The 23,913-nt window shown below is 71.4% G+C and carries 24 protein-coding genes; 11 read left to right on the top strand and 13 right to left on the bottom strand.

Annotation, left to right across the window (positions count from 1 at the left end; genetic code table 11):
• Positions 1–11: 11 nt before the first annotated feature.
• The 6 genes from E1J50_RS26665 to E1J50_RS26640 all read right to left on the bottom strand — a co-directional run bounded on the left by E1J50_RS26665 (position 12) and on the right by E1J50_RS26640 (position 5,531).
• The gene (locus E1J50_RS26665; RefSeq protein ID WP_132257409.1) at positions 12–884 is read right to left on the bottom strand and encodes a phosphatidate cytidylyltransferase; all 873 of its coding nucleotides are present in this window, start codon (positions 882–884) and stop codon (positions 12–14) included.
• Entirely contained in the window at positions 884–1,657 is a 774-nt protein-coding gene (locus tag E1J50_RS26660) for an isoprenyl transferase (protein ID WP_132257407.1), read from the bottom strand. The genes E1J50_RS26665 and E1J50_RS26660 overlap by 1 nt, the downstream gene beginning before the upstream one ends.
• 177 nt (positions 1,658–1,834) lie before the next feature.
• Complete coding sequence (gene frr / locus E1J50_RS26655) at positions 1,835–2,398, bottom strand: ribosome recycling factor (RefSeq protein ID WP_109891218.1); 564 nt, start codon at positions 2,396–2,398, stop codon at positions 1,835–1,837.
• A 144-nt stretch (positions 2,399–2,542) separates the two neighbouring features.
• On the bottom strand, positions 2,543–3,265 hold the full coding sequence (gene pyrH / locus E1J50_RS26650; protein ID WP_132257307.1) for a UMP kinase: 723 nt from the start codon (positions 3,263–3,265) through the stop codon (positions 2,543–2,545).
• Between the two features lie 147 nt (positions 3,266–3,412).
• On the bottom strand, positions 3,413–4,339 hold the full coding sequence (tsf, locus tag E1J50_RS26645) for a translation elongation factor Ts (protein ID WP_132257305.1): 927 nt from the start codon (positions 4,337–4,339) through the stop codon (positions 3,413–3,415).
• 121 nt (positions 4,340–4,460) lie between these two features.
• The gene (locus tag E1J50_RS26640; protein WP_132257303.1) at positions 4,461–5,531 is read right to left on the bottom strand and encodes a 30S ribosomal protein S2; all 1,071 of its coding nucleotides are present in this window, start codon (positions 5,529–5,531) and stop codon (positions 4,461–4,463) included.
• A 406-nt stretch (positions 5,532–5,937) separates the two neighbouring features.
• Between E1J50_RS26640 and E1J50_RS26635 the strand changes: the two genes are divergently transcribed.
• Entirely contained in the window at positions 5,938–6,573 is a 636-nt protein-coding gene (locus E1J50_RS26635; RefSeq protein WP_132257301.1) for a hypothetical protein, read from the top strand.
• A gap of 10 nt (positions 6,574–6,583) precedes the next feature.
• On the top strand, positions 6,584–9,550 hold the full coding sequence (locus E1J50_RS26630; RefSeq protein ID WP_132257299.1) for a patatin-like phospholipase domain-containing protein: 2,967 nt from the start codon (positions 6,584–6,586) through the stop codon (positions 9,548–9,550).
• Positions 9,551–9,557: 7 nt separating this feature from the next.
• Here E1J50_RS26630 and E1J50_RS26625 read toward each other — a convergent pair whose 3' ends face one another.
• The 7 genes from E1J50_RS26625 to E1J50_RS26595 form a co-directional block, all read right to left on the bottom strand.
• Positions 9,558–10,331 (bottom strand): pseudouridine synthase, encoded by a 774-nt coding sequence (locus E1J50_RS26625; RefSeq protein ID WP_132257297.1) that lies wholly within the window; start codon positions 10,329–10,331, stop codon positions 9,558–9,560.
• A complete protein-coding gene (locus E1J50_RS26620; protein ID WP_132257295.1) occupies positions 10,328–11,248 on the bottom strand; it encodes a class I SAM-dependent methyltransferase in 921 nt (306 codons plus the stop codon). Before E1J50_RS26620 ends, E1J50_RS26625 begins: the two co-directional genes overlap by 4 nt.
• Before the next feature lie 83 nt (positions 11,249–11,331).
• On the bottom strand, positions 11,332–12,306 hold the full coding sequence (gene era / locus E1J50_RS26615) for a GTPase Era (RefSeq protein ID WP_132257293.1): 975 nt from the start codon (positions 12,304–12,306) through the stop codon (positions 11,332–11,334).
• Between the two features lie 33 nt (positions 12,307–12,339).
• On the bottom strand, positions 12,340–13,101 hold the full coding sequence (gene rnc, locus E1J50_RS26610) for a ribonuclease III (protein ID WP_132257291.1): 762 nt from the start codon (positions 13,099–13,101) through the stop codon (positions 12,340–12,342).
• Between the two features lie 10 nt (positions 13,102–13,111).
• Positions 13,112–13,921: a signal peptidase I gene (lepB, locus tag E1J50_RS26605; RefSeq protein ID WP_132257289.1), complete on the bottom strand. Its 810-nt coding sequence runs from the start codon at positions 13,919–13,921 to the stop codon at positions 13,112–13,114.
• A 140-nt stretch (positions 13,922–14,061) separates the two neighbouring features.
• Positions 14,062–14,475, bottom strand: coding sequence for a holo-ACP synthase (gene acpS / locus E1J50_RS26600; RefSeq protein WP_132257287.1), 414 nt, complete (start codon positions 14,473–14,475; stop codon positions 14,062–14,064).
• Positions 14,472–15,239, bottom strand: a complete 768-nt coding sequence (locus tag E1J50_RS26595; RefSeq protein ID WP_132257285.1) for a pyridoxine 5'-phosphate synthase — start codon at positions 15,237–15,239, stop codon at positions 14,472–14,474. The genes acpS and E1J50_RS26595 overlap by 4 nt, the downstream gene beginning before the upstream one ends.
• 136 nt (positions 15,240–15,375) lie before the next feature.
• On the opposite strand from E1J50_RS26595, the gene E1J50_RS26590 reads away from it, so the two are divergent.
• From E1J50_RS26590 to E1J50_RS26550, 9 genes are all read left to right on the top strand, one after another.
• Positions 15,376–15,750, top strand: coding sequence for a PH domain-containing protein (locus E1J50_RS26590; RefSeq protein ID WP_132257283.1), 375 nt, complete (start codon positions 15,376–15,378; stop codon positions 15,748–15,750).
• A gap of 311 nt (positions 15,751–16,061) precedes the next feature.
• Positions 16,062–16,526, top strand: a complete 465-nt coding sequence (gene rpsF, locus E1J50_RS26585) for a 30S ribosomal protein S6 (protein ID WP_132257281.1) — start codon at positions 16,062–16,064, stop codon at positions 16,524–16,526.
• A 3-nt stretch (positions 16,527–16,529) separates the two neighbouring features.
• On the top strand, positions 16,530–16,781 hold the full coding sequence (rpsR, locus tag E1J50_RS26580; RefSeq protein WP_066921788.1) for a 30S ribosomal protein S18: 252 nt from the start codon (positions 16,530–16,532) through the stop codon (positions 16,779–16,781).
• Positions 16,782–16,908: 127 nt separating this feature from the next.
• Positions 16,909–17,907, top strand: coding sequence for a DUF2232 domain-containing protein (locus E1J50_RS26575; RefSeq protein WP_132257279.1), 999 nt, complete (start codon positions 16,909–16,911; stop codon positions 17,905–17,907).
• 25 nt (positions 17,908–17,932) lie between these two features.
• Positions 17,933–18,499 carry a 50S ribosomal protein L9 gene (gene rplI, locus E1J50_RS26570; RefSeq protein WP_132257276.1) on the top strand — a complete coding sequence of 189 codons (567 nt, stop codon included), beginning with the start codon at positions 17,933–17,935 and terminating at the stop codon, positions 18,497–18,499.
• Positions 18,500–18,753: 254 nt separating this feature from the next.
• Positions 18,754–20,241: a replicative DNA helicase gene (locus E1J50_RS26565; RefSeq protein ID WP_132257274.1), complete on the top strand. Its 1,488-nt coding sequence runs from the start codon at positions 18,754–18,756 to the stop codon at positions 20,239–20,241.
• 294 nt (positions 20,242–20,535) lie between these two features.
• On the top strand, positions 20,536–21,585 hold the full coding sequence (gene alr, locus E1J50_RS26560) for an alanine racemase (RefSeq protein ID WP_245516780.1): 1,050 nt from the start codon (positions 20,536–20,538) through the stop codon (positions 21,583–21,585).
• Between the two features lie 55 nt (positions 21,586–21,640).
• The gene (radA, locus tag E1J50_RS26555; RefSeq protein WP_132257268.1) at positions 21,641–23,071 is read left to right on the top strand and encodes a DNA repair protein RadA; all 1,431 of its coding nucleotides are present in this window, start codon (positions 21,641–21,643) and stop codon (positions 23,069–23,071) included.
• Positions 23,072–23,188: 117 nt separating this feature from the next.
• A complete protein-coding gene (locus E1J50_RS26550; RefSeq protein WP_132257266.1) occupies positions 23,189–23,812 on the top strand; it encodes a CvpA family protein in 624 nt (207 codons plus the stop codon).
• Positions 23,813–23,913 lie beyond the last annotated feature (101 nt).

The following is a 23,913-nucleotide window of genomic DNA, read 5'->3' as shown; positions in this document are numbered from 1 at the left end:
GGCAGGCTCCTTCAGGCCGCCGCGAGGCGGCGCAGGACGAGGTAGAGGCCGACGAGGAGGGCGACGGCGAAGAAGCCGTCGAGCCGGTCCATGACGCCGCCGTGGCCGGGGATCGAGCGGCCGGAATCCTTGACGCCGTAGACCCGCTTCAGGCCCGATTCGACGAGGTCGCCGGCCTGGCTGAGGATCGAGGCGACGGCGCTGGCGAGGGCGATCTGCTCCAGGGGCGCCTCGGCGAGGCTGCTCCAGCCGTAGAGCCGGGCGAGCGCCATCAGCCCGGTGCCGGCCGCGACCGCGGCGAGGAGGCCGCCGATCGCCCCCGACCACGTCTTCTTCGGCGAGACCCGGGGCATCAGCTTGGGGCCGCCGAGGCTGCGGCCGGTGAAGTAGGCGGCGATGTCCGTCGACCAGACGACGGCGAACATCCAGGCCGGCCCGACGATGCCGATCGCGGGATCGTCGCGCAGGGCCGAGGGCACCAGCACGATCACGGCCGCCGCGGCGAGGGCCGCCAGCGCGCGCAGGCGCCCCCAACCCCCGGCCGCGACCGCGAGCACGGCCGCGGCGCCGGCGACGAACACGGCGAGCGAGGCCAGCGGCGACGTGCCCGACTGCGCGCAGAGCGCGAGGCCGCCGAGCGTCGCGCCGATCAGGACGATCAGGAAGCCGCCCGGCCGGGTGCGGCTCATGCCGATCCACTCGGCCGCGCCGACGATGCCCGCCACGAGCCAGACCAGGGCGAAGGGCCAGCCGCCCTCGACGAGCGTCGCGACGACGATGCCGGCGAGGATCACGCCCGAGACGACGCGGAGGACGAATTCGCGCCCGCCCAGGCGGGGGCGGCCCGAAACCGGGCTCGGGCGGACCTCGCCGGCGGCGCTCATCATCCGGCCTTCTGGCTGAGGCCGCCGAAGCGTCGGTCGCGCCGGTGGAACTCGTCGATCGCGGCCGCGAAGGCCGCGTGGTCGAAGTCCGGCCAGAATTCCGGCACGATGACGTATTCCGAGTAGGCGGTCTGCCAGGTCAGGAAGTTCGAGAGGCGCTGCTCGCCGGAGGTGCGGATCACGAGGTCCGGGTCCGGGATGCCGGCCGTGTCGAGGGCGTCGGCGATCCGCGAGGCGTCGATCGCCTCCGGCGCGAGGCGGCCCTCGGCGACCGCCGCGGCGAGGCGGCGCACGGCGCTCAGGATCTCCTGGCGCCCGCCGTAATTGAAGGCGACGACGAGGGTGAGCCCGGTATTGGCGCGCGTGCGCTCCTCGGCCTCGCGCAGGACGGCGGCGATGTCGGGGCTCAGCCCCTCGCGCTCGCCGATGATGCGGATGCGGACGTTGTTGGAATGGAGATCCGCGAGGTCGCGACGCACGAACAGCTTGAGGAGGCCCATCAGGTCGGAGACCTCGGCCGGCGGGCGCCGCCAATTCTCGGAGGAGAAGCTGTAGATCGTGAGGTAGCGGATGCCGAGGTCGATGGCCGAGCGCACGGCGCGCCGCACGGCCTCGACGCCGCGCCGGTGCCCCTCGACGCGGGGCAGCCCGCGGCGCGCGGCCCAGCGCCCGTTCCCGTCCATGATGATGGCGACGTGCCCCGGGGCCGGACAGGGGGCGGATGCGACGCTCCCCTGGCCCGATCGTGCCGCCGTCTGGCCGTCGCTCGTCATGCCCGCCTCGGCCTGACGCGCGCGCTCCGCCTGCTCCACGCGTCTCTCCATCGCTCGCGCCGGTCCCGCACCGGGGCCTCTCTGGCGCATCCTTGGGGCAATTTCAGGTCCTGCCCCGCGAGAGCGCGCGGGCCCCGCGTCGATGCGGAACCGCCCCTCGCCCGCCGCAGGTCCGGCTCAGACCTGCATGATCTCCTTCTCCTTCGAGGCGAGCACGCCGTCGATCTCGGCGATGTGGTGGTCGGTGGCCTTCTGGACCTCCGCGGCCTGACGCTTCTCGTCGTCCTCGCTGATCGCGCTGTCCTTGAGGAGCTTCTTGAGATGGTCGAGCCCGTCGCGGCGCACGTGGCGCACGGCGACGCGGGCCTCCTCGGTGTATTTGTGGGCGACCTTGACCATCTCCTTGCGGCGCTGCTCGTTCATCTCGGGGATGCGCAGGCGGATGGTCTGGCCCTCGGTCTGCGGGTTGAGGCCGAGATCGGATTCGCGGATCGCCTTCTCGACGGCCGTGATCATGCTGCGGTCCCAGACCGAGATGCTGAGGAGGCGCGGCTCCGGCACGCTCACGGTCGCCACCTGCGCCATCGGCATCATCGCGCCGTAGGCGTCGACCTGGATCGGGTCCAGGAGGCTCGGCGTCGCGCGGCCGGTGCGCAGCGAGCCGAGATCCTTCGAGAGCGAGGTCACGGCGCCCTGCATGCGGCGCTTGAGGTCGTTCAGATCGAAGTCCGGTGTGGCCATGTCCTGCGGTTCCCGACGCGTCCCGATTGCATGCCGGGGCGGCGCCCCTGGGGCCGCCCGTCCGGGGCTTCAATGAACGAAAATCGGCAGCGCCGCAAATGCCTATCGCGCAAGGAAAACGGGGCCGCTGCCGCCCGTCGCGCCTCAGGGCATGACGTGGGTCGAGGGCGCCTGCCCGGTGAGGATCGCGGTGATCGAGCTCGGGGCGTGCACGGAGCCGACCACGATCGAGAGCCGGCTCTCGCGGGCGAGCGCGAAGGCGGCGGTGTCCATCACCTTGAGGTCGCGGGCGATGGCCTCGTCGTGGGTGATGCGGTCGTAGCGCGTCGCCGACGGGTCCTGCTTCGGATCGGCCGAGTAGACGCCGTCGACCTGCGTCGCCTTGAGCACGGCGTCGCAGCGCAGTTCCGCCGCCCGGAGCACCGCGGCGGTGTCGGTCGTGAAGTAGGGGTTGCCCGTGCCGCCGGCGAGGACGACGACCTGCCCCTTGTCGAGGTGGTGCAGGGCCGGCTGCCGGGCGTAGGTCTCGCAGATCGTCGGCATCGAGACGGCGGACATGGTGCGCGCCGTCACGCCGGTCGCGTTGAGCGCCGTCTCCAGCGCCAGCGAGTTCATGACCGTCGCCATCATGCCGAGGGAATCGCCGGTGGCCCGGTCGATGAAGCCGGCGGCCGAGATGCGGGCGCCGCGGATCATGTTGCCGCCGCCGACCACGAGGGCGACCTCGATGCCGGCCTCGATCGTGCGGGCGATGTCCTCGGCGAGGCCGGCGAGCGTCGGGGGGTGCAGCCAGTAGCCGTCCGGTGCGGCCAACGCCTCGCCGGAGAGCTTCACGAGCACGCGGCGAAACGGCGTCGTCTCCGGCATCAGCCCATCCCCTCGTCGCCGGCGTTCCGAAGACCGCGCCGGCCTGCACGCGAACCGAGGGGGCTTCTACTTAAGCGGGCGCGCGCCGTCGAGGGGCGCGCGCCCGGAAGGTGGCCCCTCCCCGTCTCGGGGAGAGGGCCGCGGGGTTCAGGCGCGGCCGGCCTGCTGGGCGACCTCGGTCGCGAAGTCCGGCCCCTCTTCCTTCTCGATGCCCTCGCCGAGCGCGTAGCGGACGAAGCCCGTCAGCTTGACGGGGGCGCCGACCTTGCCCTCGGCCTCCTTGAGCACCTGCGCGACCGACTTCGAGCCGTCGTGGACGAAGGGCTGCTCCAGGAGGGTGACCTCCTTGTAGTAGGTCTTCAGGCCGCTCTCGACGATCTTCTGGAGGACGTGGTCCGGCTTGCCGGCGTTCTTCTCGCGCAGGATGTTGCTCTCGCGCTCCAGCGTCGCCGCGTCGACGCCCGAGGCGTCGAGGGCGACCGGGTTCGTCGCCGCGACGTGCATGGCGATCTGGCGGCCGAGCGCCGAGAGGCCGTCGACGCTGCCCTCGGATTCGAGCGCGACCAGCACGCCGATCTTGCCGAGGCCCTCGGTGACCTGGGTGTGGACGTAGCTCGCGATCACGCCCTTCGTGACGTCGAGCTTGGCGACGCGGCGCAGGTTCATGTTCTCGCCGATCGTGGCGATCAGGCTCTGGAGCCGCTCGCCGACCGTGGTCGACTCGCCGGGGAACGGGGCGGCCTGCAGGCCCTCCAGCGTGCCGTCCGTGTTGAGGGCGAGCTTGGCGGCCTCGCGGACGAAGGCCTGGAAATTGTCGTTGCGGGCGACGAAGTCGGTCTCGGAATTCACCTCGACGATGGCGGCGTGGTGGCCCGAGGACTCGACGGCGACGAGGCCCTCGGCGGCGGTGCGGCCGGCCTTCTTGGCGGCCTTGGCGAGGCCCTTCTTGCGCAGCCAGTCGACGGCGGCCTCGAGGTCGCCGTTCGTCTCGTTGAGGGCGCCCTTGCAATCCATCATGCCCGCGCCGGTCTTCTCGCGGAGCTCCTTCACCATCGCGGCGGTGATGTTGGCCATGGCCGGTCCTTCCTGTGACGTGTTCCAATGAGAATGAGCCCGGCGCTCAAGGGCTGAGCACCGGGCCCGAAGGGTTTCGCAGGCCGTCCGGCGCGGCCCGATGACGGGCCGCGCGGCGTGCTCAGGCGGCGGCGGCGGCCTCGGCGAAGGCACGGGCCTGCTCGACCCAGCCGTCGCGGCCGATGCGGCCGTTGAGCTTCAGGTCACCGTCCACGCGGGCGATGTCCTCGGCGCTCATCGCGGCGATCTGCCAGTAATGGTAGATGCCGGCATCGTTGAGCTTCTGCACGATCTGCGGGCCGGCGCCGTTGAGCTTGGTCAGGTCGTCCGGCGCGCCGCGCGGGGCGGCGAGGAGCTCGAAATGCTCCGTCGACTCGGCGAGCGCTGCGACGTCGGCCGGGCTCAGCGCCTCGGCGTCGACCGCCTGGCCGCGATCGTCGTTGGCCGGGGGCAGCTCCTCGGCGACCGGGGCCTCGGACGCGCCGAGATCGATGCCCAACGAGCCCTGGGCGCGCGAGATGCCGTCGATGGCGGCGCGGGCGACGAGGTCGCAGTAGAGCGCGATGGCGCGGCCGGCATCGTCATTGGCCGGGACCACGTAGGTGATGCCGTCCGGGTTGCAGTTCGTGTCGACGATGGCGGCGACCGGGATGCCGAGGCGCTGGGCCTCCTTGATGGCGAGCTGCTCCTTGTTCGTGTCGATCACGAACAGGAGGTCCGGCACGCCGCCCATGTCCTTGATGCCGCCGAGCGCCTTCTCGAGCTTGTCCTTCTCGCGGGACAGCATCAGGCGCTCCTTCTTGGTCAGGCCCTGGCCGCCGCCCTCGAGGGTCTCGTCGACCTTGCGCAGGCGCTGGATCGAGCCCGAGATGGTCTTCCAGTTGGTCAGCATGCCGCCGAGCCAGCGGGAGTTGACGTAGTACTGGGCCGAGCGCTTGGCGGCCTCGGCGATCGTGTCCGACGCCTGCCGCTTCGTGCCGACGAACAGCACGCGCCCGCCCTTGGCGACGGTGTCGCTCACCGCCTGCAGCGCCTGGTGCATCGCCGGCACCGTCTGGGCGAGGTCGATGATGTGGATGTTGTTGCGGGTGCCGAAGATGTAGGGCTGCATCTTCGGGTTCCAGCGGTGGGACTGGTGACCGAAATGAGCGCCGGCTTCGAGGAGCTGACGCATAGAGAAATCGACGGCCATGATGGGTGTGCTCTCCGGTTGATACCGCCGCGGAGGAAGCGACCGGCCGCGAGGGACCGGCCACCGGAAACGCCTCATTCAGGCATGAGGCCGGCTCCGCGTGTGGAATGGGCGCGGCCTTAGCAGAGCCCCTGCCTGAAGGCAAGGCGGCCCCGGCGGCGCGCACCCTCGGGCGTGCGGGGATGCCCCTGCGCGATCCGAAACGGGCGCCGCCACGCATCGGGGAAAACCGGGGCGACGGGCCGCTTTTGCCCTTTTCAAAATCAACTTCAAGTGCATTAAATCAACCTTAACGAGGCGATGGAGCCGGGCGCTGAGCGCCGGCGCGCCTCGATCGGTCACGCCCCGAAGACGGGCGGCGGGTCAGACGCGGTCCGAGCGGGCCGCGCGAACGATGGGGGCATCCATGCGCGTTCCGGCAGCCATCCTGTCCCTGTGCCTGCTCGCGGCCTGCGACTCGCCCAGCCTGAAGGTGACGCAGCTCCAGTACGGCACCTCGAACACCCTGGCGACGACGGGCAACCTGCGCCTCGTCACCGAGCGCCCGCGGCCGGGGCCGGACGGCTTCGTCCAGCCCATCGTCTGCACGGAGCCGAGCCCGGACTACGCCGTGGAGTTCGGGCGCAACGCCAACGCCAATGCCAGCGTCACCATCGCCGAGAAGGGCAGCGGCAGCATCGCGGGCGGGTTCACCCAGACGGAGAAGGTGACCCAGCTCGATGGCCGGACGCCGGCCGTCCTCGCCCTGCGCGACGGGCTCTACGCCGCCTGCCAAGCCTATTCCAACGGCGTGATCGGCCACGACGCCTACGCGATGATCCTCAGCCAGTACGGCACGCTCCTCGTCGCCCTCGTCAGCAAGCCGGACGGCGCGCTCGCCCCGGGATCCGAGAAGCGGGCGGCGCTCGCCGCGATGCTCGTGACCTGCATCAGCGCCAGCGACCGGACCCGCCTGCCGGCCGCCCGCAACGCCCTCCTCGACGACCGCTTCTGCCGCCGCGTGCTGAACCAGGGCCTGAGCTACGCCCTGACCCGGTCCTGAGGGGCGCGAGATGCCGAGCGACGCCGATCCGATCGCCCCGCTCTCGACCGCCGAGGCGCTGGCCGCCGAGCGGGACGCCCTGGGGCTCGCGGAGGGCGAGCAGCCGGCCGCCCTCTGCCTGTCGGGCGGCGGCGTGCGCAGCGCCGCCTTCTGCCTCGGCGTGCTGCAGGCGCTGGCCGCGCGCGGGCTCCTCGGCGGGTTCCACTATCTCTCGACGGTCTCCGGCGGCGGCTATATCGGCGCGTTCCTGACCCGGCTGATCTCCGGACAGCTCGACGACGCGGCCGCCGAAGCGCGGACGGCCAGCGTCGCGCAGGCCGAGGCCGCGATCAGCGGCCCCGGCAGCGACCGGCCCGGCGGCCCGGTCCACGCCCTGCGGCGCTTCACGAGCTTCCTGGCGCCAGAGCCCGGCCTCCTCTCGCTCGACACCCTGACGGGAATCCTGCTCTGGCTGCGCAACACGCTCATCAACTGGTTCGTGCTGCTGCCCGTCTTCGTGGCTCTGGCCGCGGCCTTCCTCACCTACGCCGCCACGACGGCGGCCCTGGTGGTCCGGCCGAACGCCGCGGCCGAGTTCGCGCTGCTGTGGCTCGGCGGCGCCGGCCTGCTCGCCGCCGTGTATGGGACGATCCTCGGCGTTCCGAGCCACAGCCATCCCGACCTGCCGGCCTCCCGGATCGGGGCGGGCGACCGCGGCCCTCCCCTCGGGCCGGATGCGGGGCGGATCCGGATCCGCATCATCGTGCCGATCCTCGTCTGGTGCTTCGCCGTCCCCCTGGCCGTGGCGCCGCGGATCTTCGAGGAGCATCACGCGAGGGCGCTCCACCCGGTCTTCGGCACGGGGGAAGCCCCGATCTGCCCGCCGGCCCCCTGCCCCCAGCGGGCGGCCTCCCCGACCGGTTCCTGCCCCGCGGCCAAGATGCCGGACAAGTCGGCGGCCAAGATGCCGGACAAGCCGCAGCCCTGCCCCACAACGCCCGATTCCCGGCGGACCGGCGCCCTGGAGGCCGGCATCCTGCTCGTTCCGGCGCTCAGCCTCGCGCTCTGCCTGCTCGCCTACGCCCTCGCCTTCCTCTGGGAGGCCGGGCGCCGCTACGAGGGGCGCGACGCGGCGGAGGAGGCGCGGGCGCGCAGGGCGCATGTCGGCCTGTTCCGCAAGGGCCTCGTCCCCTGGGTGGTCAGCGCCCTCGCCTCGGCGGGCCTCCTGTGGTGGGGCATCTGGCTCGCGCAGGACCTCGACATCCACTGGCTGGTCCTGCTCGGCCCCCTCTGGTTCGCCCTCGCCGAGACCCTACGGACCACGGCGTTCGTGGCCCTGCGCCGCAACGCCCTGCGGGGCGACCTCGACCGGGAATGGCTCGCCCGGCTCAACGGCACGAAGCTGATCATCGTGCTGGGCCTCTGCCTCGCCGGCATCGTCGTGGTGATCGGCGGCTCGCACCTGTCGGGATGGAGCGACACGGCCATCGCCGCGCTCGCGGGCGGCGGCGCCGCGTCGGGCGGCCTCGTCGCCTGGATCGGCCGCAGCGCGCTGACGGCCTTCGCCGCGCACGGGACGGAGCGGAAGCCGCCCCTCGTCCCGCTCTCGGTCCTGACCAGCCTCGGGATCGTCGCCTTCGGCACCGTGCTGCTGGTGCTGATCGGGCACGGGACCGCCCTCGGCATCGGCCGGATCGCGAGGCTCCTCGACGCGGATCCGTCGATGATCGCGATCAACGTCGCATGTGTCTCAACGGTGATCGCATCGATCCTCCTCGCGTGGATCCTCGGACGGGTGATCAACCTGAACCGCTTCTCGATGCACGCCGTCTACCGGAGCCGCCTGATCCGCGGATTCCTCGGCCCGGCGCGCCGGCCCGCGGACCAGCGCCCCGACCGCTTCACGGGTTTCGACCCCCTCGACAACCTCCGCGTGACCGACGCCTTCACGCGCCGCGTTCCGCCCCGCCTGGTCCCCGTGATCAACGTGGCCCTCAACCGGACCCGGGGCTTCGACCCGGCCCAGGCCGAGCGCAAGGCGGATTCCTTCACGATCACGCCGCTGCATTGCGGATCGGCCCAGCTTCGCCGCTCCGCGAACGGCGGCGCGGCGACCGGCGCCTACGTGCCGACCGATCTCTACGCCGGCGACGAGCGTCAGACCGGCCTCTACGACGAGCCGAAGGGGATCAGCCTCGGCACGGCGATGACGATCTCGGGTGCGGCGGCGAGCCCGAACATGGGCTACCATTCCTCCGCCCTGACCGCCTTCGTGATGACGCTCTTCAACGTGCGGCTCGGGGCCTGGCTGCCCAATCCCGGCGCCGGGCTGACACGGGGCGCGCTGAAGCGGGCCGGCCCGCGCCACGCCCTCCCCGCGCTCCTGTCCGAGCTGATCGGCCGGTCCCGGGACGACAACGCCTTCGTGTACCTGTCGGATGGCGGCCACTTCGACAATCTCGGGCTCTACGAGATGCTGCGGCGGCGCTGCAGCCTGATCGTCGTCGTCGATGCCGGGCAGGACGAGGCCTACGCCTACGGGGACCTCGCGCGGGCGATCCAGTATGCGGGGATCGACCTCGGCGTCGCCGTCGAATTTCCCCGCCCGATCGAGGTCGACCAGAGCCGCCTGCGCAGCGAGGGCGCCTTCGCCCGCATCACCTACCCGGCGCGCGGTGACGAGCCGGCGGCGAAGGGCCGCCTCCTGTACCTGAAGCCGTGGCTCTCGGACCCGCTGCCGATCGAGGTCGCGGCCTGCGCCGCGCGGCGCAAGACCTTCCCGCACGACCCGACGCTGAACCAGTTCTTCAGCGAGAGCGACTTCGAGAATTACCGGCGGCTCGGCGCCTGGATCACCGACGCGATGCTCGATGCCGCCGCCCGCGCACCCGACACGCGGGACGACGCGATGGACCCGGCCGAGACCGACCTGCACCGGGTCTTCAACGGCGCCGAGGTTCTGGCCGACCGGCCCGCCCGGCACGCCGAGGCGGGATGAGCGCGGATCAGGCGGGGCCGGCCCCGGGCGCGGCGAAGATCGCCGCGACATCCTCCTCACCCGCGAGGCGGAAGGCACCGGGCGCGAGCGCGGCGGACAGGTCCAGCGCGCCGATCCGGTCCCGGTGAAGGGCCGTCACGTGGTTGCCGATTGCCGCGAACATGCGGCGGACCTGATGATAGCGCCCCTCCGTGAGGGTCACCGCGGCGTGGGTCGCGTCGTGGACCTGCATCGCGACGGGCAGCAGCGGCCTGTCCTCTCCCTCCAGCATCAGCGTGCCCGAGGCGAAGATCGCGCCCTCGTCGCCCCGCAACGGACGGTCGAGGCTCACTTGGTAGCGCTTCGGCACGCTCGCCTTCGGCGAGATGATCCGGTGCAGGAGCGCGCCGTCGTCCGTGAGGAGGATCAGCCCCGACGTCTCCTTGTCGAGCCGGCCGACCGTCGAGATGGCCGGGTCCCGGCGCCGCCAGCGCGCGGGCAGCAACCCGTAGATCAGGGGGCCCGCCTCCTTGTGCGAGCAGGTGACCCCCTCCGGCTTGTGGAGGAGGAGGAGGACGCCCGGCGGGGGATCGAGACGCTCGGCGTCGATCGTCATCCGGTCCGGCAGGTCGGGCGTGAGGGCGATGCGGCGGTCGGCGTCGCGCAGGGCCTCGCCATCGAGGCGGATGCGGCCGGCGCGCGCGAGGCCGGCGATCTCGCGCCGCGAGCCGTAGCCCAGGTTGGCGAGGAGCTTGTCGAGCCGCAGCGTCGCCGGCTTGGAGGCGGGTCCGGCGGCACTCATGCCCTGGCCTCGTAGACCTTGTAGCCGTTCGCCGCGGCGCGCTGCGTGACGCTGCGGAAGGAGGCCTTGAGCACCGCCTCGTAGGGCAGATGGGCGTTGGCCGTCAGCCAGAGGACGCCCCCCGGCCGCAGGCACTCGGCCGCGCGCCGGATGAAGGTCTGGCCGAGGGCCTGATCCTCCGCCCCCCCGTCATGGAAGGGCGGGTTCGTGACGATGAAATCGAGGCGCGCCAGCGTCGGCACGGGCGCACGCAGGTCCGTCCACAGGAACGCGGCCCGCGGGTCGCCGACGTTGCGGCGGGCCATCTCGACGGCCCGCCGGTCGATGTCGAGGAGCGCGAGCCTCGTCACGGCTCCCGAGGCGAGAACGGAACGCGCCAGGATCCCGAGCCCGCACCCGAAATCGGCTCCGGCCCCCGAGAGCGGTGGCAGGACCGCGAGGAGGAGCGCGGTGCCGGGATCGATCCGGTCCCACGAGAAGATGCCCGGCTGCGTGCAGAGGGCGAGGTTCTCGATGTGCCGCGGCGAGCCGTCGCCGATGGCCTCCGCGATGGGCAGTTCGCCCTCCGGCCGGGCGAGGGTGCAGATCCGATGGTGCCGGCGCGGCTCGTCGCAGGGCGCGCAGCCGAGATCCCGCAATTCCCGCGCGAGGCGCGAGCCGCCCCTGTCCTTGGGGGCCAAAGCCGTCAGGCGCCCGCCCGGCCGCAGGACGCGAAGGGCATGGGCGAGCGCGAAGCGCCGCTCGATCGTCCCGGGCGGCGCCAGCATCGCGAGGCTGTCGAGGCTCTCTGCCTCGAGGTCCTCCAGGCGCGCGGAGCCGGGCAGGAGGGGCGAGAGCTGCAGGGCGCCGTCCGGCACCTCAGCGAGGCCGGCGGGAGGCAGGCCGTAGACGGCGAAGGGCGTCGGGGAGGCTGACATCGGGGACAGGAGATCGGTCGGGGATGCGGCGTTTCGATCGGGAGCCGGGCTCGTGCGCCTGCGCGGGGGCGCCGCGGGTGCGTTCAGGCCTTCGGGAATTCGAGGCCCATCTCGCGATAGCGGGCCGGATCGTCGGCCCAATTCTCGCGAACCTTCACGTGAAGGAACAGGTGGACCTTCGCCTCGGCCACCTCGGCGATCTCGAGGCGCGCCGCCTGACCGATCGCCTTGATGGTCTGGCCGCCCTTGCCGAGCACGATCGAGCGCTGGCTCTCGCGCTCCACGAAGATCGTCTGCTCGATGCGCACCGAGCCGTCGCCGCGCACCTGCCACTGGTCCGTCTCCACCGTCGATCGGTAGGGCAGTTCCTCGTGCAGCCGGTCGTAGATTTTCTCGCGCGTGATCTCGGCGGCGAGCATGCGGATCGGCGCGTCCGAGACTTGATCCTCCGGGTAGAGCCAGGGGCCGGGCGGCATCATCGCGGCGAGGCTCCGCTTCAGGTCGGCGACGCCGTCGCCGTTCAGGGCGGAGATCATGAAGGTGTGGGCGAACTCCATCCGTCCGTTGAGGCCGGACGCGAGGTCGAGGAGCCTCTGGCGCGGGATCAGGTCGATCTTGTTCAGGATGAGGATGCGCGGCCGCCGCACCTCGGGAAGCCGGGCGAGGATCGCCTCGACCTCGTCGTCCACGCCCTTGCGGGCATCGATGAGCAGGCAGATCGCGTCCGCGTCGGCCGCGCCGCTCCAGGCCGAGTGCACCATCGCCCGGTCGAGGCGGCGCTTGGGCGCGAAGATGCCGGGCGTGTCGACGAGCACGATCTGCGCGCTGCCCTCGATGGCGATGCCGCGAACGAGCGCGCGGGTCGTCTGAACCTTGCGCGAGACGATCGAGACCTTGGTGCCGACGAGGCTGTTGAGCAGCGTCGACTTGCCGGCGTTGGGCACGCCGATCAACGCGACGAAGCCCGCGCGCGCATCCGCCGGCATCGCGGGGAGCGGCGGGATGTGCGGGCCGTCCTGTCCCTGTTCGGGGGTGTCGTCCTGCGGCGCTCGGGCCATCGGGTCATTTCCTCAGCGGGGCGAGGTGCCCCATCAACCGGTCTCGGTCGCGTTGGTTTCGGCCGCACTCTCCCCGATGCCCTCGCGGGCGAGGACGCTGCGGGCCGCCTCCTGCTCGGCGAGGCGCTTGGACGTGCCCTCGCCATAGCCCGGCTCGATGCCCTCGACCCGGGCGGCGATGCGGAAGCGGGGTGCGTGGTCGGGGCCGGAACGCTCGACGACCTCGTAGGCGGGAATGGGAAGCCCCCGACCCATCGCCCATTCCTGCAGGGCGGACTTCGCGTCGCGCCCGCGCGGCGCGCCGGTCTTCTCCCCGGGGCGGAAGGCCGCCTCCACGAGGTCCCGGGCGCGGGCGAATCCGGCATCGAGGTAGACGGCGCCCAGGATCGCCTCGCAGACGTCGGCGAGGATCGTCTGGTTGCGGCGTCCGCCCCCCATCACCTCGCCCGGCCCGAGCACGAGATGCGGGCCGACGTCCCAGGCGGCGGCCACGGAGGCGCAGGTCTCGCGGCGGACGAGGCCGGCCAGGCGCCGCGACAGGTCGCCTTCGTCGGCCTCTGGGAAGGTTCGGTAGAGCAGGTCCGCGATGGCGAGGCCGAGAACCCGGTCGCCGAGGAATTCCAGGCGCTGATAGCTGCCCGTGCGGCCGGCCGCCTTGCTGACATGGGTGAGCGCGAGGCTCAGGAGATTCGGGTCGGCGAAGGTGTGGCCGAGGCGATCCTCCAGCGCGCTGAGGGGCGGCTTCGGCTTGTGCGCGCGCCGCGCGCGGCTCGTGGGACGCGCGGCGTCGTTCAAGGTGCCACCGTCAGTGAATCGTGTTGAAGATGCGGTTCCACCGGACCTTGGCGGGCCAGTTCCAGATCTGCCAGGCCGGCGTGCCCTCGTCGATCGAGAAGAAGATCATCTCGGCGCGGCCGACGAAGTTCTCGAACGGCACGTAGCCGACATTGGCGAGGTCTCGCGAATCGGTCGAGTTATCGCGATTGTCGCCCATCATGAAATAGTGACCCGGCGGGACCGTATAGAGTTCGGTCTTGTCCCAGAAGCCGTTGTCGCCGTCGCGCTCGATGACACGGTGGACGATGCCGTTCGGCAACGTCTCCATGTATTGCGGCACCTTGGTCGCCTGGCCGTAGGGATCGATCGTCTCGTAATCGGCGATCCGCTCGCGCTTGACCGGCTTGCCGTTGATGTTGAGCACGCCGTCGACGACCTGGATCTTGTCGCCCGGCAGGCCGATCACGCGCTTGATGTAATCGGTGGCGTTGTCCTTCGGCAGCTTGAAGACGGCGATGTCGCCGCGCTTCGGCTCCGCCGCCCAGACGCGGCCCTCCGACTTCACGGGAATGTACTCGCTCAGAGGAAGCGAGTACTTCGAGTAGCCGTAGGAGTATTTCGAGACGAACAGGTAGTCGCCGATCAGCAGCGTCGGCACCAGCGAGCCCGACGGGATGTTGAACGGCTGGAACAGCAGCGTGCGCACCACGAGGGCGATGAGCAGCGCCTGGATGCCGACCTTCAGGGTCTCGCGGATGCTGGCCCAGGTGCCGGTGGAACCGGTCTCGGCCGCCCGAATCTCGTGCTTCGTGTCGTGATCCACGCGTGCGCGTTCCATTGGTTCGTCCAGTCCCTCGACGAGGCCCCCCGGCCCGGCCCATCGGCATGCACAAGGTGGGGAGCGTGCCGCGATCCTGTCCGCTGTGTGCGGCGGTCTAGACTAAGCCGGGAGCGCCCGCAACGCGTGAGCGCCGCCGGCTAATCCCGCAAGGTGCCGCACGGCACCGCCTCGATGATCACGAAGGCCTGCGCGAGGGGTGGGTCGTCGGTGAGGCTGACATGCACGCGCGCCTCGTGACCGGGCGGCGTCATCTCGGAGAGGCGTGCGAGCGCGCCGCCCGTGAGGCGCAGCGTCGGGCGGCCGCCGGGCAGGTTCACGACCTCCATGTCCCGCCAGAACACGCCGAGGCTCAGGCCTGTGCCGAGCGCCTTCGCGCAGGCCTCCTTGGCGGCGAAGCGCCGCGCGTAGGACGGAGCTCGGGCCGCGCGCGCGTCGCTTCTGGCGCGCTCGCCGTCCGTGAAGACCCGGTGCGTGAAGCGGTCGCCGAAGCACTCCAGGGACTTCTCGATTCGGCGGATGTCACAGAGATCCGAGCCGATGCCGAGGATCACGCCGCCGCCCCCGCCATCCCACGGCGCGCTGCATCCATGGCCGCGCGCATGTCGCGCACCGCCTGCGGCAGCCCGACGAAGATGGCCTCGGCGATGATGGCGTGGCCGATGTTGAGCTCGGCGAGTTGGGGCAGCCGGGCGATCGGGCCGACGCTGTCGACGGTCAGGCCGTGGCCGGCATGGATCTCCAGCCCGATCGCGGCGCCGTACTCGGCGGCGCGCGCGATGCGGGACAGTTCCTGAGCGACGCGCTCCGCATCGCGCGCGGTCGCCGCCTCGCAATAGCTGCCGGTGTGGAGCTCGACGACCGGCGCGCCGAGGGCGCGGGCCGCCTCCATCACCCGCTCCTCCGGCTCGACGAAGAGGGAGACCCGGATGCCGGCCTCGGACAGGGCCCGGACGCGCGGCTTGAGGTGCTCGCGGGCGCCGATGATGTCGAGGCCGCCCTCCGTGGTGCGCTCCTCGCGCTTCTCCGGCACGAGGCAGGCGGCGTGCGGCCGGATGCGCAGGGCGATGCCGATCATCTCGTCGGTGGCCGCCATCTCGTAGTTGAGCGGCACCGTCAGGATCTCCTTGAGGGCGTCCATGTCGGCGTCGCGGATGTGGCGGCGATCCTCGCGCAGATGCGCCGTGATGCCGTCGGCCCCGGCCTCGACGGCGAGGCGCGCCGCGCGCACCGGGTCCGGATAGGCGCCGCCGCGGGCATTCCGGACGGTCGCGACATGGTCGATGTTGACGCCGAGACGGAGGCGGGAGACGGACACGGGTCGTTTCCTGTTGCGCGGCGGGTGCTCCCGCCTCCGCGCTGCTCTATCCGAGGCGGCGGCGGCTTGAAAGCGCCGAGGGTGCAAGGCGGCCCCGCCCGGCCCATATGCCCCGGCGGAGCGGAGGACAGGCAAGATGGGATTCCTCGACGGGCTGCTCGGCCATGGCAGCGACCTCAGCGCGGACGAACTGCGCGACCAGATGGCCGGGGTGCTCGCGGAGGGCGAGAGCGTGCGCGTCGCCTTCAAGGTCATCCGTGACCTCTTCGTCTTCACCGACCGCCGGCTCGTCTTCGTGGACCGGCAGGGTCTGACGGGCCGCAAGGTCGAGTACCTGACGGTGCCCTATCGGGCGATCACCGCCTTCTCGATCGAGACCGCGGGCAGCTTCGATCTCGATTCGGAACTCAAGATCTGGGTCTCCGGCAGGCCGGATCCGATCCAGCGCACGCTGAAGCGCGGCGCCAACATCCTCGGCATCCAGCAGGCCATCGCGGCCTCCCTCAAGTAGCCGCACGGCCGATCCGTCCGGAGCCGGATGCGATCATGAAGCGATCATCAAGACGACGTGCCCTTGTAGATCGCGATCATCCCCGCTATAGGCCCCACCTCGCGTTCGCTCCGGCTGGGGGCTGAACGGACGGTGCCGCTCGCGGCGCAGGGCCTCGCCCGTCGTCCCGTGTCTCCGCCTTCGATCAACCGCTCGGGCCTGAAACATTCGGCTCGAAGGGCTTGGCGCCGGGCGATGCGTGATGCAACCGGCCCGATCTCCCCGCGCCCTCACGCGTGCGGTCGGGTCCCATTCATGCTGAAGGGCCCGCAATGCCTTTATACGAGCACGTCTTCCTGGCGCGCCAGGACGTGACGTCCCAGCAGGTCGAGACCATGGTCGAGACCTACAAGGGCGTCATCGAGCAGAACGGCGGCAAGGTCGACAAGATCGAGATGTGGGGCGTGAAGTCCCTCGCCTACCGCATCAAGAAGAACCGCAAGGCGCATTTCACGCTCCTCAACATCGAGGCGCCCCCGGCGGCCCTCGCCGAGATGGAGCGCCAGATGCAGATCTCCGAGGACGTCCTGCGCTTCATGACGATCCGCGTCGAGGAGCTCGAGAGCGAGCCGTCGGCGATGATGCAGAAGCGCGACCGCGACGACCGCAAGGATCGTGACCGCGGCGACCGCGGCGGCCGGCGTCGCGACGACGAGGGTTTCGGCGGCGGCTTCGGCGACCGCGACCGCGGCGACCGCGGCGACCGTCCCGAGCGCAATTTCGGCGGGGAGAACTAAGTCATGGCATTCGGTGCTGGTGGCGGCGGTGGCCGTCGTCCGTTCTTCCGTCGGCGCAAGACCTGCCCCTTCTCGGGCGCCAACGCCCCGAAGATCGACTACAAGGACGTGAAGCTGCTCTCCCGCTACGTGTCGGAGCGCGGCAAGATCGTGCCGTCGCGCATCACGGCGGTGTCGGCCAAGAAGCAGCGTGAGCTCGCCCAGGCGATCAAGCGCTCCCGCTTCCTCGGCCTGCTCCCCTACGTGATCAAGTAGCGCATTCTCTCCCGGCCCTGCGGCCGGGACGACCAACCGACCGGCGGACCGAAGCGTCCGCCGGGACGCTGGGGCGAACGACCGCCCCTAACCCTGCCCGGAACGGGTCAGCGGGACAGCGGGAGCGATGAAACAGTATCTCGGCATCGGCATCGGTGCGGGCCTCGTCTCGGCGCTCCTGTTCGGAGTGCTGCTGAAGGCGACGCCCCTCGCCATCGTGCTCTACCTCCTGGCGCCCCTGCCCGTGCTGATCGTCGGGCTCGGCTGGAGCCACAAGGCCGCGCTCGTCGCCGCCGCGACGGGCAGCCTCGCGCTCGCCCTCGTCGTCACCCCCTTCCTCGGCCTCGGCTTCGGCGCCTATCTGGCGCTGCCCGCGTGGTGGCTCGCCTACCTCGCACTGCTCGGCCGCCCCGGCGCGGACGGCAGCCTCGAATGGTACCCGACCGGCCGGCTCCTCGGCTGGACGGCCGCCACCGCGGCACTCGCCTTCGTCGCCATCGCCGTGATCGCCTCGCCGAATTACGAGACCTTCCACGCGCAATTGCGCAGCATGAGCGCCTCGATCGTGCGCACGCAGCCGCCGCGCCAGGCACCCCCGAAGGACGGCGCCGCCCCGGCTGAGCAGGCCCCCGCCGAGGGTGGGCAGGCGCCCTCGTCCGATCCGGCCTCCGCCCAGCAGGCGGAGGTGGCCGACGCCCTCGCCCGCATCGCTCCGGCCCTGGCGACCCAGGGCCTCGCCCTGCTCCTGACCTTCTATCTCTGGGCCGCCGCCCGCATCGTGCAGATCTCGGGGCGCCTGCCCCGGCCCTGGCCGGACCTGCCGTCCACGGTGATGCCGCGCGCCGTGCTCGCCCTCCTCGGGGCCGCGGTGCTGCTCGGCTTCCTGCCGGGCTATCCGGGCCTGCTCGGCACCGCGCTCGCGGGCTCGCTCAGCGCCGCCTTCGCCCTCCAGGGGCTCGCCGCCTTCCACGACCGCAGCCGCGGCCGCGCGGGCCGCGGGGCCCTGCTGTTCGGCCTCTACCTGATCCTGTTCATCACCCAGGGCATCGCCCTGTTCGCCCTCACCCTGTTCGGCATCGCCGATACCGCCCTGAACCTGCGCCGTGCCGGCGCGGCCAGATCCTGACACCAGACCAAGAAGGAAGACCCCGATGGATGTGATCCTGCTCGAACGCGTCGCCAAGCTCGGCCAGATGGGCGAGACCGTGAAGGTCCGCCCGGGCTTTGCCCGCAACTTCCTGCTGCCCCGCGGCAAGGCGCTGCGCGCCACCGAGGGCAACAAGAAGCACTTCGAGACGCAACGTGCCCAGCTCGAGACCCGCAACCTCGAGCGCCGCAAGGACGCCGAGAGCGTCGCCGAGAAGCTGAACGGCCAGAACTTCACCCTGATCCGCCAGTCCGGCGAGACGGGCGTGCTCTACGGCTCGGTCTCGACCCGCGACCTCGCCGAGGTCGTCACGAAGGAGGGCTTCTCGGTCTCCCGCGACCAGTTCACCCTGAACCAGCCGATCAAGACGCTCGGCCTGCACACGGTCCCGGTCGTGCTGCACCCCGAGGTCGAGGTGAGCGTCACTGTGAACGTCGCCCGCAGCCCGGAAGAGGCCGAGCGTCAGGCCCGCGGCGAGTCGGTGACCGAGCGCGAGCAGTTCAACCTCGACGACCTCGGCCTCGAGGTCGGTGCGGCGCTGGCCGAGAGCGGCGAGGACGAGACCGCCTGAGGGCGCTCCACCGCGAGTTCTCCACCGCGGATCGGTGGAGAACGGGGAGCGTTCGGACCGAGGGTTGACACGTTCCACATTTGTTCCAGCATGGTCGCCCGCCGCTTGCATGAGCGGCGGGCGACCTTTTTTGCGCGGGGCCGTCCCGGGCGGAATGGGCGAAAGCATCGGTCAACCATGACGGTGCCATGGTCGGCCCCTGTTGTCGGATCACGGCTCGGCCGAGCCGCCACGAGAATCGGAGCGAGTTGGCGATGGCCCTACCGAACGCCCTCACGGCGAAGCTCGAGACGGTGCAGGCCGAGTACCGGGTCGCGCCCCACAACATCGACGCGGAGCAGGCGCTCCTCGGCGCGATCCTCGTCAACAACGACGCGTATTACCGGGTGTCGGACTTCCTCCTGCCCGAGCACTTCATGGAGGAGGCGCACCAGCAGATCTTCCAGGTGGCGACCAGCCTCATCAAGGCCGGCAAGCTCGCGACCCCGATCACGCTGAAGACCTATCTCGGCGACGCCGATTTCGGCGGCCAGACCGTGATGCAATACCTCGCGCGGCTCGCGGCCGACGCCACCACGGTGATCAACGCGGGCGAGTACGGGCGCACCATCTACGACCTCGCGATCCGGCGCCGCCTGATCACGATCGGCGAGGACCTCGTGAACGGCGCCTACGAGGCGCCCGTCGAGGCGGCGCCGCGCGACCAGATCGAGGCGACCGAGCGCCGCCTCTACGAGCTCGCCGAGTCGGGCAAGTACGACGGCGGCTTCCAGAAATTCTCGGACGCGCTGACCGCGGCCGTCGACATGGCGGCCAAGGCCTACCAGCGGGACGGCAAGCTCTCCGGCATCGCCACCGGCCTGTCCGACCTCGACGCCAAGATGGGCGGCCTGCAGCCCTCCGACCTGATCATCCTCGCGGGGCGCCCGGCCATGGGCAAAACCTCGCTCGTCACCAATATCGCCTTCAACATCGCCAAGGCCTACCAGGGCGAGAAGCGGCCAGACGGCACGATCGAGACCAAGAACGGCGGCATCGTCGGCTTCTTCTCCCTCGAAATGTCGGCCGAGCAGCTCGCCACCCGCATCATCGCCGAGCAATCGGGCGTGCCCTCCTACAAGATCCGCCGCGGCGACATCCGGCCGGAGGATTTCTACAAGATCACCGATGCGGCGCGGGACATGCAGACGATCCCGTTCTACATCGACCAGACGGGCGGCATCTCGATCGCGCAGCTCGCCGCGCGCGCCCGCCGCCTGAAGAGGCAGAAGGGGCTCGACCTCCTCATCGTCGACTACCTGCAGCTCCTGTCCGGCTCCTCGAAGAAGGGCGACAACCGCGTGCAGGAGATGACCGAGATCACGACCGGCATGAAGGCCCTCGCCAAGGAGCTTTCGGTGCCGATCATCGCGCTCTCGCAGCTCTCGCGTCAGGTCGAGAACCGAGACGACAAGCGCCCGCAACTCTCGGACCTGCGTGAATCGGGCTCGATCGAGCAGGACGCCGACGTGGTGATGTTCGTGTTCCGCGAGGAATACTACGTCAACAACAAGAAGCCCCGCGAGGGCACGGAAGAGTTCTTCGCCTGGGAGGCGGAGATGAACCGCGTCCACGGCAAGGCCGAGGTGATCCTCGGCAAGCAGCGCCACGGACCCACCGGCACCGTGGAGCTGCAATTCGACGCCAACATCACCCGCTTCTCGAACCTCGCGCAGGACGACCGGATGCCCGAGCGGATGTGATAGGGTCGGGCAGGAAGATGGGAAGGAGAATGGCGGTGGCGAGCCTGAGGCCGTCGGTCATCGACGTCACGAATACGGCCTACGAGGCGGATCTGCCCGCCTGCGCGCTGGAGCAGGCGGCCCGGCTGCCTGCCCCTACGGGTTCGAGGACCTGATGACCCGCGAGATCCCCTGGCCGCCCGCCTCGGAGGGACCCTGATCATCGCGCGCGAACGCTCAGCCGAGGCGGCGCCTCGCGAAGTTCCGGACCCCGATTCCGGCCCCGATGCCGGTCCGGCCGCCCACGGCGCCCGTCTGACGGTCGATCTCGGGGCGGTCGCGGCCAACTGGCGCCGTCTCTCCGCCGAGGCGCCGGGCGTGCCCTGCGCGGCGGTCGTCAAGGCCGACGCCTATGGCTGCGGGCTGGCGCGCGTCGCGCCGTCCCTCTGGCGCGCGGGCTGCCGAAGCTTCTTCGTGGCGCATCTCGCCGAGGGCTTGCGCCTGCGCGCCCTGCTGCCGGCGGCGGAGATCTCGGTCCTGAACGGTCTCCTGCCCGGGAGCGGCCCGGCCCACGCCGCGGCGCGGCTGCGGCCGGTGCTCGGCTCGCGCGAGGAACTCGACGAGTGGGGCGAGGTCTCGCGCGGGCGGCATCCGGCGGCGCTCCACGTCGATACCGGCATGAACCGTCTCGGGCTGCGTCTTCCCGAGGCGCTGGCGCTCGGCGGGCCGGCGATCGCCCGAGCCGGGATCGACCTCCTGATGACCCATCTCGTCAGCGCGGAGCGACCGGAGGACCCGGTCAACGCGCGCCAGATCGCCGATTTCGCGACGCTCCGCGCGGCTTTGCCCGGCATTCCCGGCTCGTTCGCGAACTCGTCCGGCATCTTCCTCGGGCGCCACGCGCACCACGACCTCCTGCGGCCGGGCTACGCCCTGTTCGGCGGCAACCCGACGCCCGGCCGGCCGAACCCGATGCGGCCGGTCGTACGTCTGGATGCCGCCGTCGCGCAGGTCCGCACGGTCGAGGCGGGCGAGAGCGTCGGCTATAACGGGCGCTGGACGGCGCCGGCACGCTGCCGCCTCGCCGCCCTGTCCCTCGGCTACGCCGACGGATATCCCCGCGCGGCGAGCGGCACGGGCCGCGCCCTCGTCGACGGCGTGCCCTGCCCCGTCCTCGGCCTGATCTCGATGGACCTCGTCGTCGTCGACGTGACCGAGGCGCCGGGCGCCGTGCGGGGCGCGACCGCGACGCTGATCGGCGACAGCCTCGACGTCGACGCGGTCGGCGCGGCAGCCGGCACGATCGGCTACGAGATCCTGACAGGGCTAGGTTCCCGTTATGTTCGTCACTATGTTGGGGGCTGACCCGCTCCTCGCGCCGCATCCCGGCGGCCCGGCCCCACGGTGACCGCGCGCTGACATGGCCAAGATCCAACAGACCTTCGTCTGCCAGTCCTGCGGCGCGGTCTACAACCGCTGGCGCGGGCGCTGCGAGGCCTGCAACGGCTGGAACACGATCGTCGAGGAGGTGCCCGGGGGCGGCCCGCAATCCGGCCCCGCGGCGACCCGGCCCGCGCGGGCGCGCGGCCGCGTCTTCCCGCTCGAGGGCCTAACCGGCGAGGCCAAGGAGGCGCCGCGGGTGGCCTCCGGCATCGCCGAGCTCGACCGGGTGACGGGCGGCGGCTTCGTGCGCGGCTCGGTGATCCTGCTCGGGGGTGATCCCGGCATCGGCAAGTCGACGCTGCTGATGCAGGCCTCGGCCGCCATGGCCGCCACGGGCGAGCGCGTCGCCTACATCTCGGGCGAGGAGGCGGTGGGGCAGGTGCGGCTACGGGCCGAGCGCCTCGGCCTCGCCCAGCACCCCGTCGAGCTCGCGGCCGAGACCAACGTCGAGGACATCGTCGAGACGCTCTCGCAGGGGCGCCCGCCCGCGCTCGCCATCATCGACTCGATCCAGACCATGTGGACCGAGACGGTGGAATCGGCCCCCGGCACGGTCACGCAGGTCCGCAGCTCCGCCCAGGCGCTGATCCGCTTCGCCAAGACCACGGGCACGGCCGTGATTCTCGTCGGCCACGTCACCAAGGACGGGCAGATCGCGGGGCCGCGGGTCGTCGAGCACATGGTCGACGCGGTCGCCTCCTTCGAGGGCGACCAGGGCCACCATTTCCGCATCCTGCGCGCGGTGAAGAACCGCTTCGGCCCGACCGACGAGATCGGCGTCTTCGAGATGACGGACGGGGGGCTCGCCGAGGTGCCGAACCCCTCCGCCCTGGTCCTCGCCGCGCGCGACCACGCCGCGCCGGGCACGGCGGTCTTCGCCGGGATGGAGGGCACGCGCCCGCTCCTCGTCGAGATCCAGGCGCTCGTCGCCCCCTCCTCCCTCGGCATGCCGCGGCGCGCGGTGGTGGGCTGGGACCCGAACCGGCTCTCGATGGTGCTGGCCGTGCTCGAGGCCCATGGCGGCATCCGGCTCGGCACCCACGACGTCTATTTGAACGTCGCGGGCGGGCTGCGCATCACCGAGCCCGCGGCCGACCTCGCGGTGGCCGCCGCCCTCGTCTCCTCCCTGTCCGGCGCCGTGCTGCCGCACGAGAGCGTCTATTTCGGCGAGATCGGCCTGTCCGGCGCGATCCGGCCCGTCGCGCAGGCGACCGCCCGGCTGAAGGAGGCGCAGAAGCTCGGCTTCTCGAAGGCGCTGACCCCGCAGGGGCGCGGCGAGCCCGGCGAGCGCGCCTTCCCGACGGAGGCCCTGCGCCACATCGCCGATCTCGTCTCCGGCATCGCCGCGGGCGCCCCCCGCCGGGCCGGATCGGAGCGCGGGCGGGGCCGCTTCGTCGAGGAGGATTGAGCCCGTCGTGCCAGGGTGACGGCCGAGTTTCCGCGGGGTATAGAGAGGGCGCGGTCCGGGGGAGCCGCACGAATCCGGCGATGACCTCGCATATCCCCGCGTAGCTTACAGGACGCGATGCCGTTCTCCGTTCTCGATCTCGTCGTCCTCGGAATCGTCGTGATTTCCGCGCTGCTCGCGGCCGTGCGCGGCGTGACCCGCGAGGTGCTGGCGATCATCGCCTGGGTGGCGGCGGCCGCGGTGGCGTGGTCCTTCTACCCCCTGCTCTTGCCCACCGTGAAGCAGCACGTGACGAGCGACACCGTCGCCCTCGTCGCCTCGATCGCGGCGATCTTCCTCGGCACGCTGATCGTCGTCTCGATCATCACCGTGAAGGTCTCGGACGTGGTGCTCGACTCGCGCATCGGCGCCGTCGACCGCTCCCTCGGCTTCCTGTTCGGCGCGGCCCGCGGCTTCCTCATCTGCGTGATCGGCTGGGTGTTCCTGGCCTGGCTGGTGCAGGGCAAGGTGCCGGACTGGGCGGCGCAGGCCAAGACCCGCCCGATGCTCGAGAAATCCGGCGAGGCCCTGGTGGCGCAGCTGCCCGAGAACCCGGAAGGGCTCCTCAAGCAGTTCAAGAAGCCGAAGATCGAGACGCCGCCGAACGAGCCCGTCGAGGCGCCCGCCGAGACCGACGCGCCGGCCCAGCGCCGCTCCGAGGCCGGCGGCCAGCCCGCAGCCACGCCCGCACCGCGGCGCTGACCTGCTCGCCGCGCGGGTTGGTTCGCGCGCCCCGCGGCTTGGTTGCGCCCGAATCGCCGACTAGATAACGGTCTCTTGACGATGCCGGCCTAGGGCCTTGC

This window comes from Methylobacterium segetis, assembly GCF_004348265.1.
In the GTDB taxonomy this organism is placed as follows: Bacteria; Pseudomonadota; Alphaproteobacteria; order Rhizobiales; family Beijerinckiaceae; genus Methylobacterium; species Methylobacterium segetis.
Note: the sequence above shows the minus strand (reverse complement) of the source record. Positions and strands in the feature narration are given on the sequence as shown.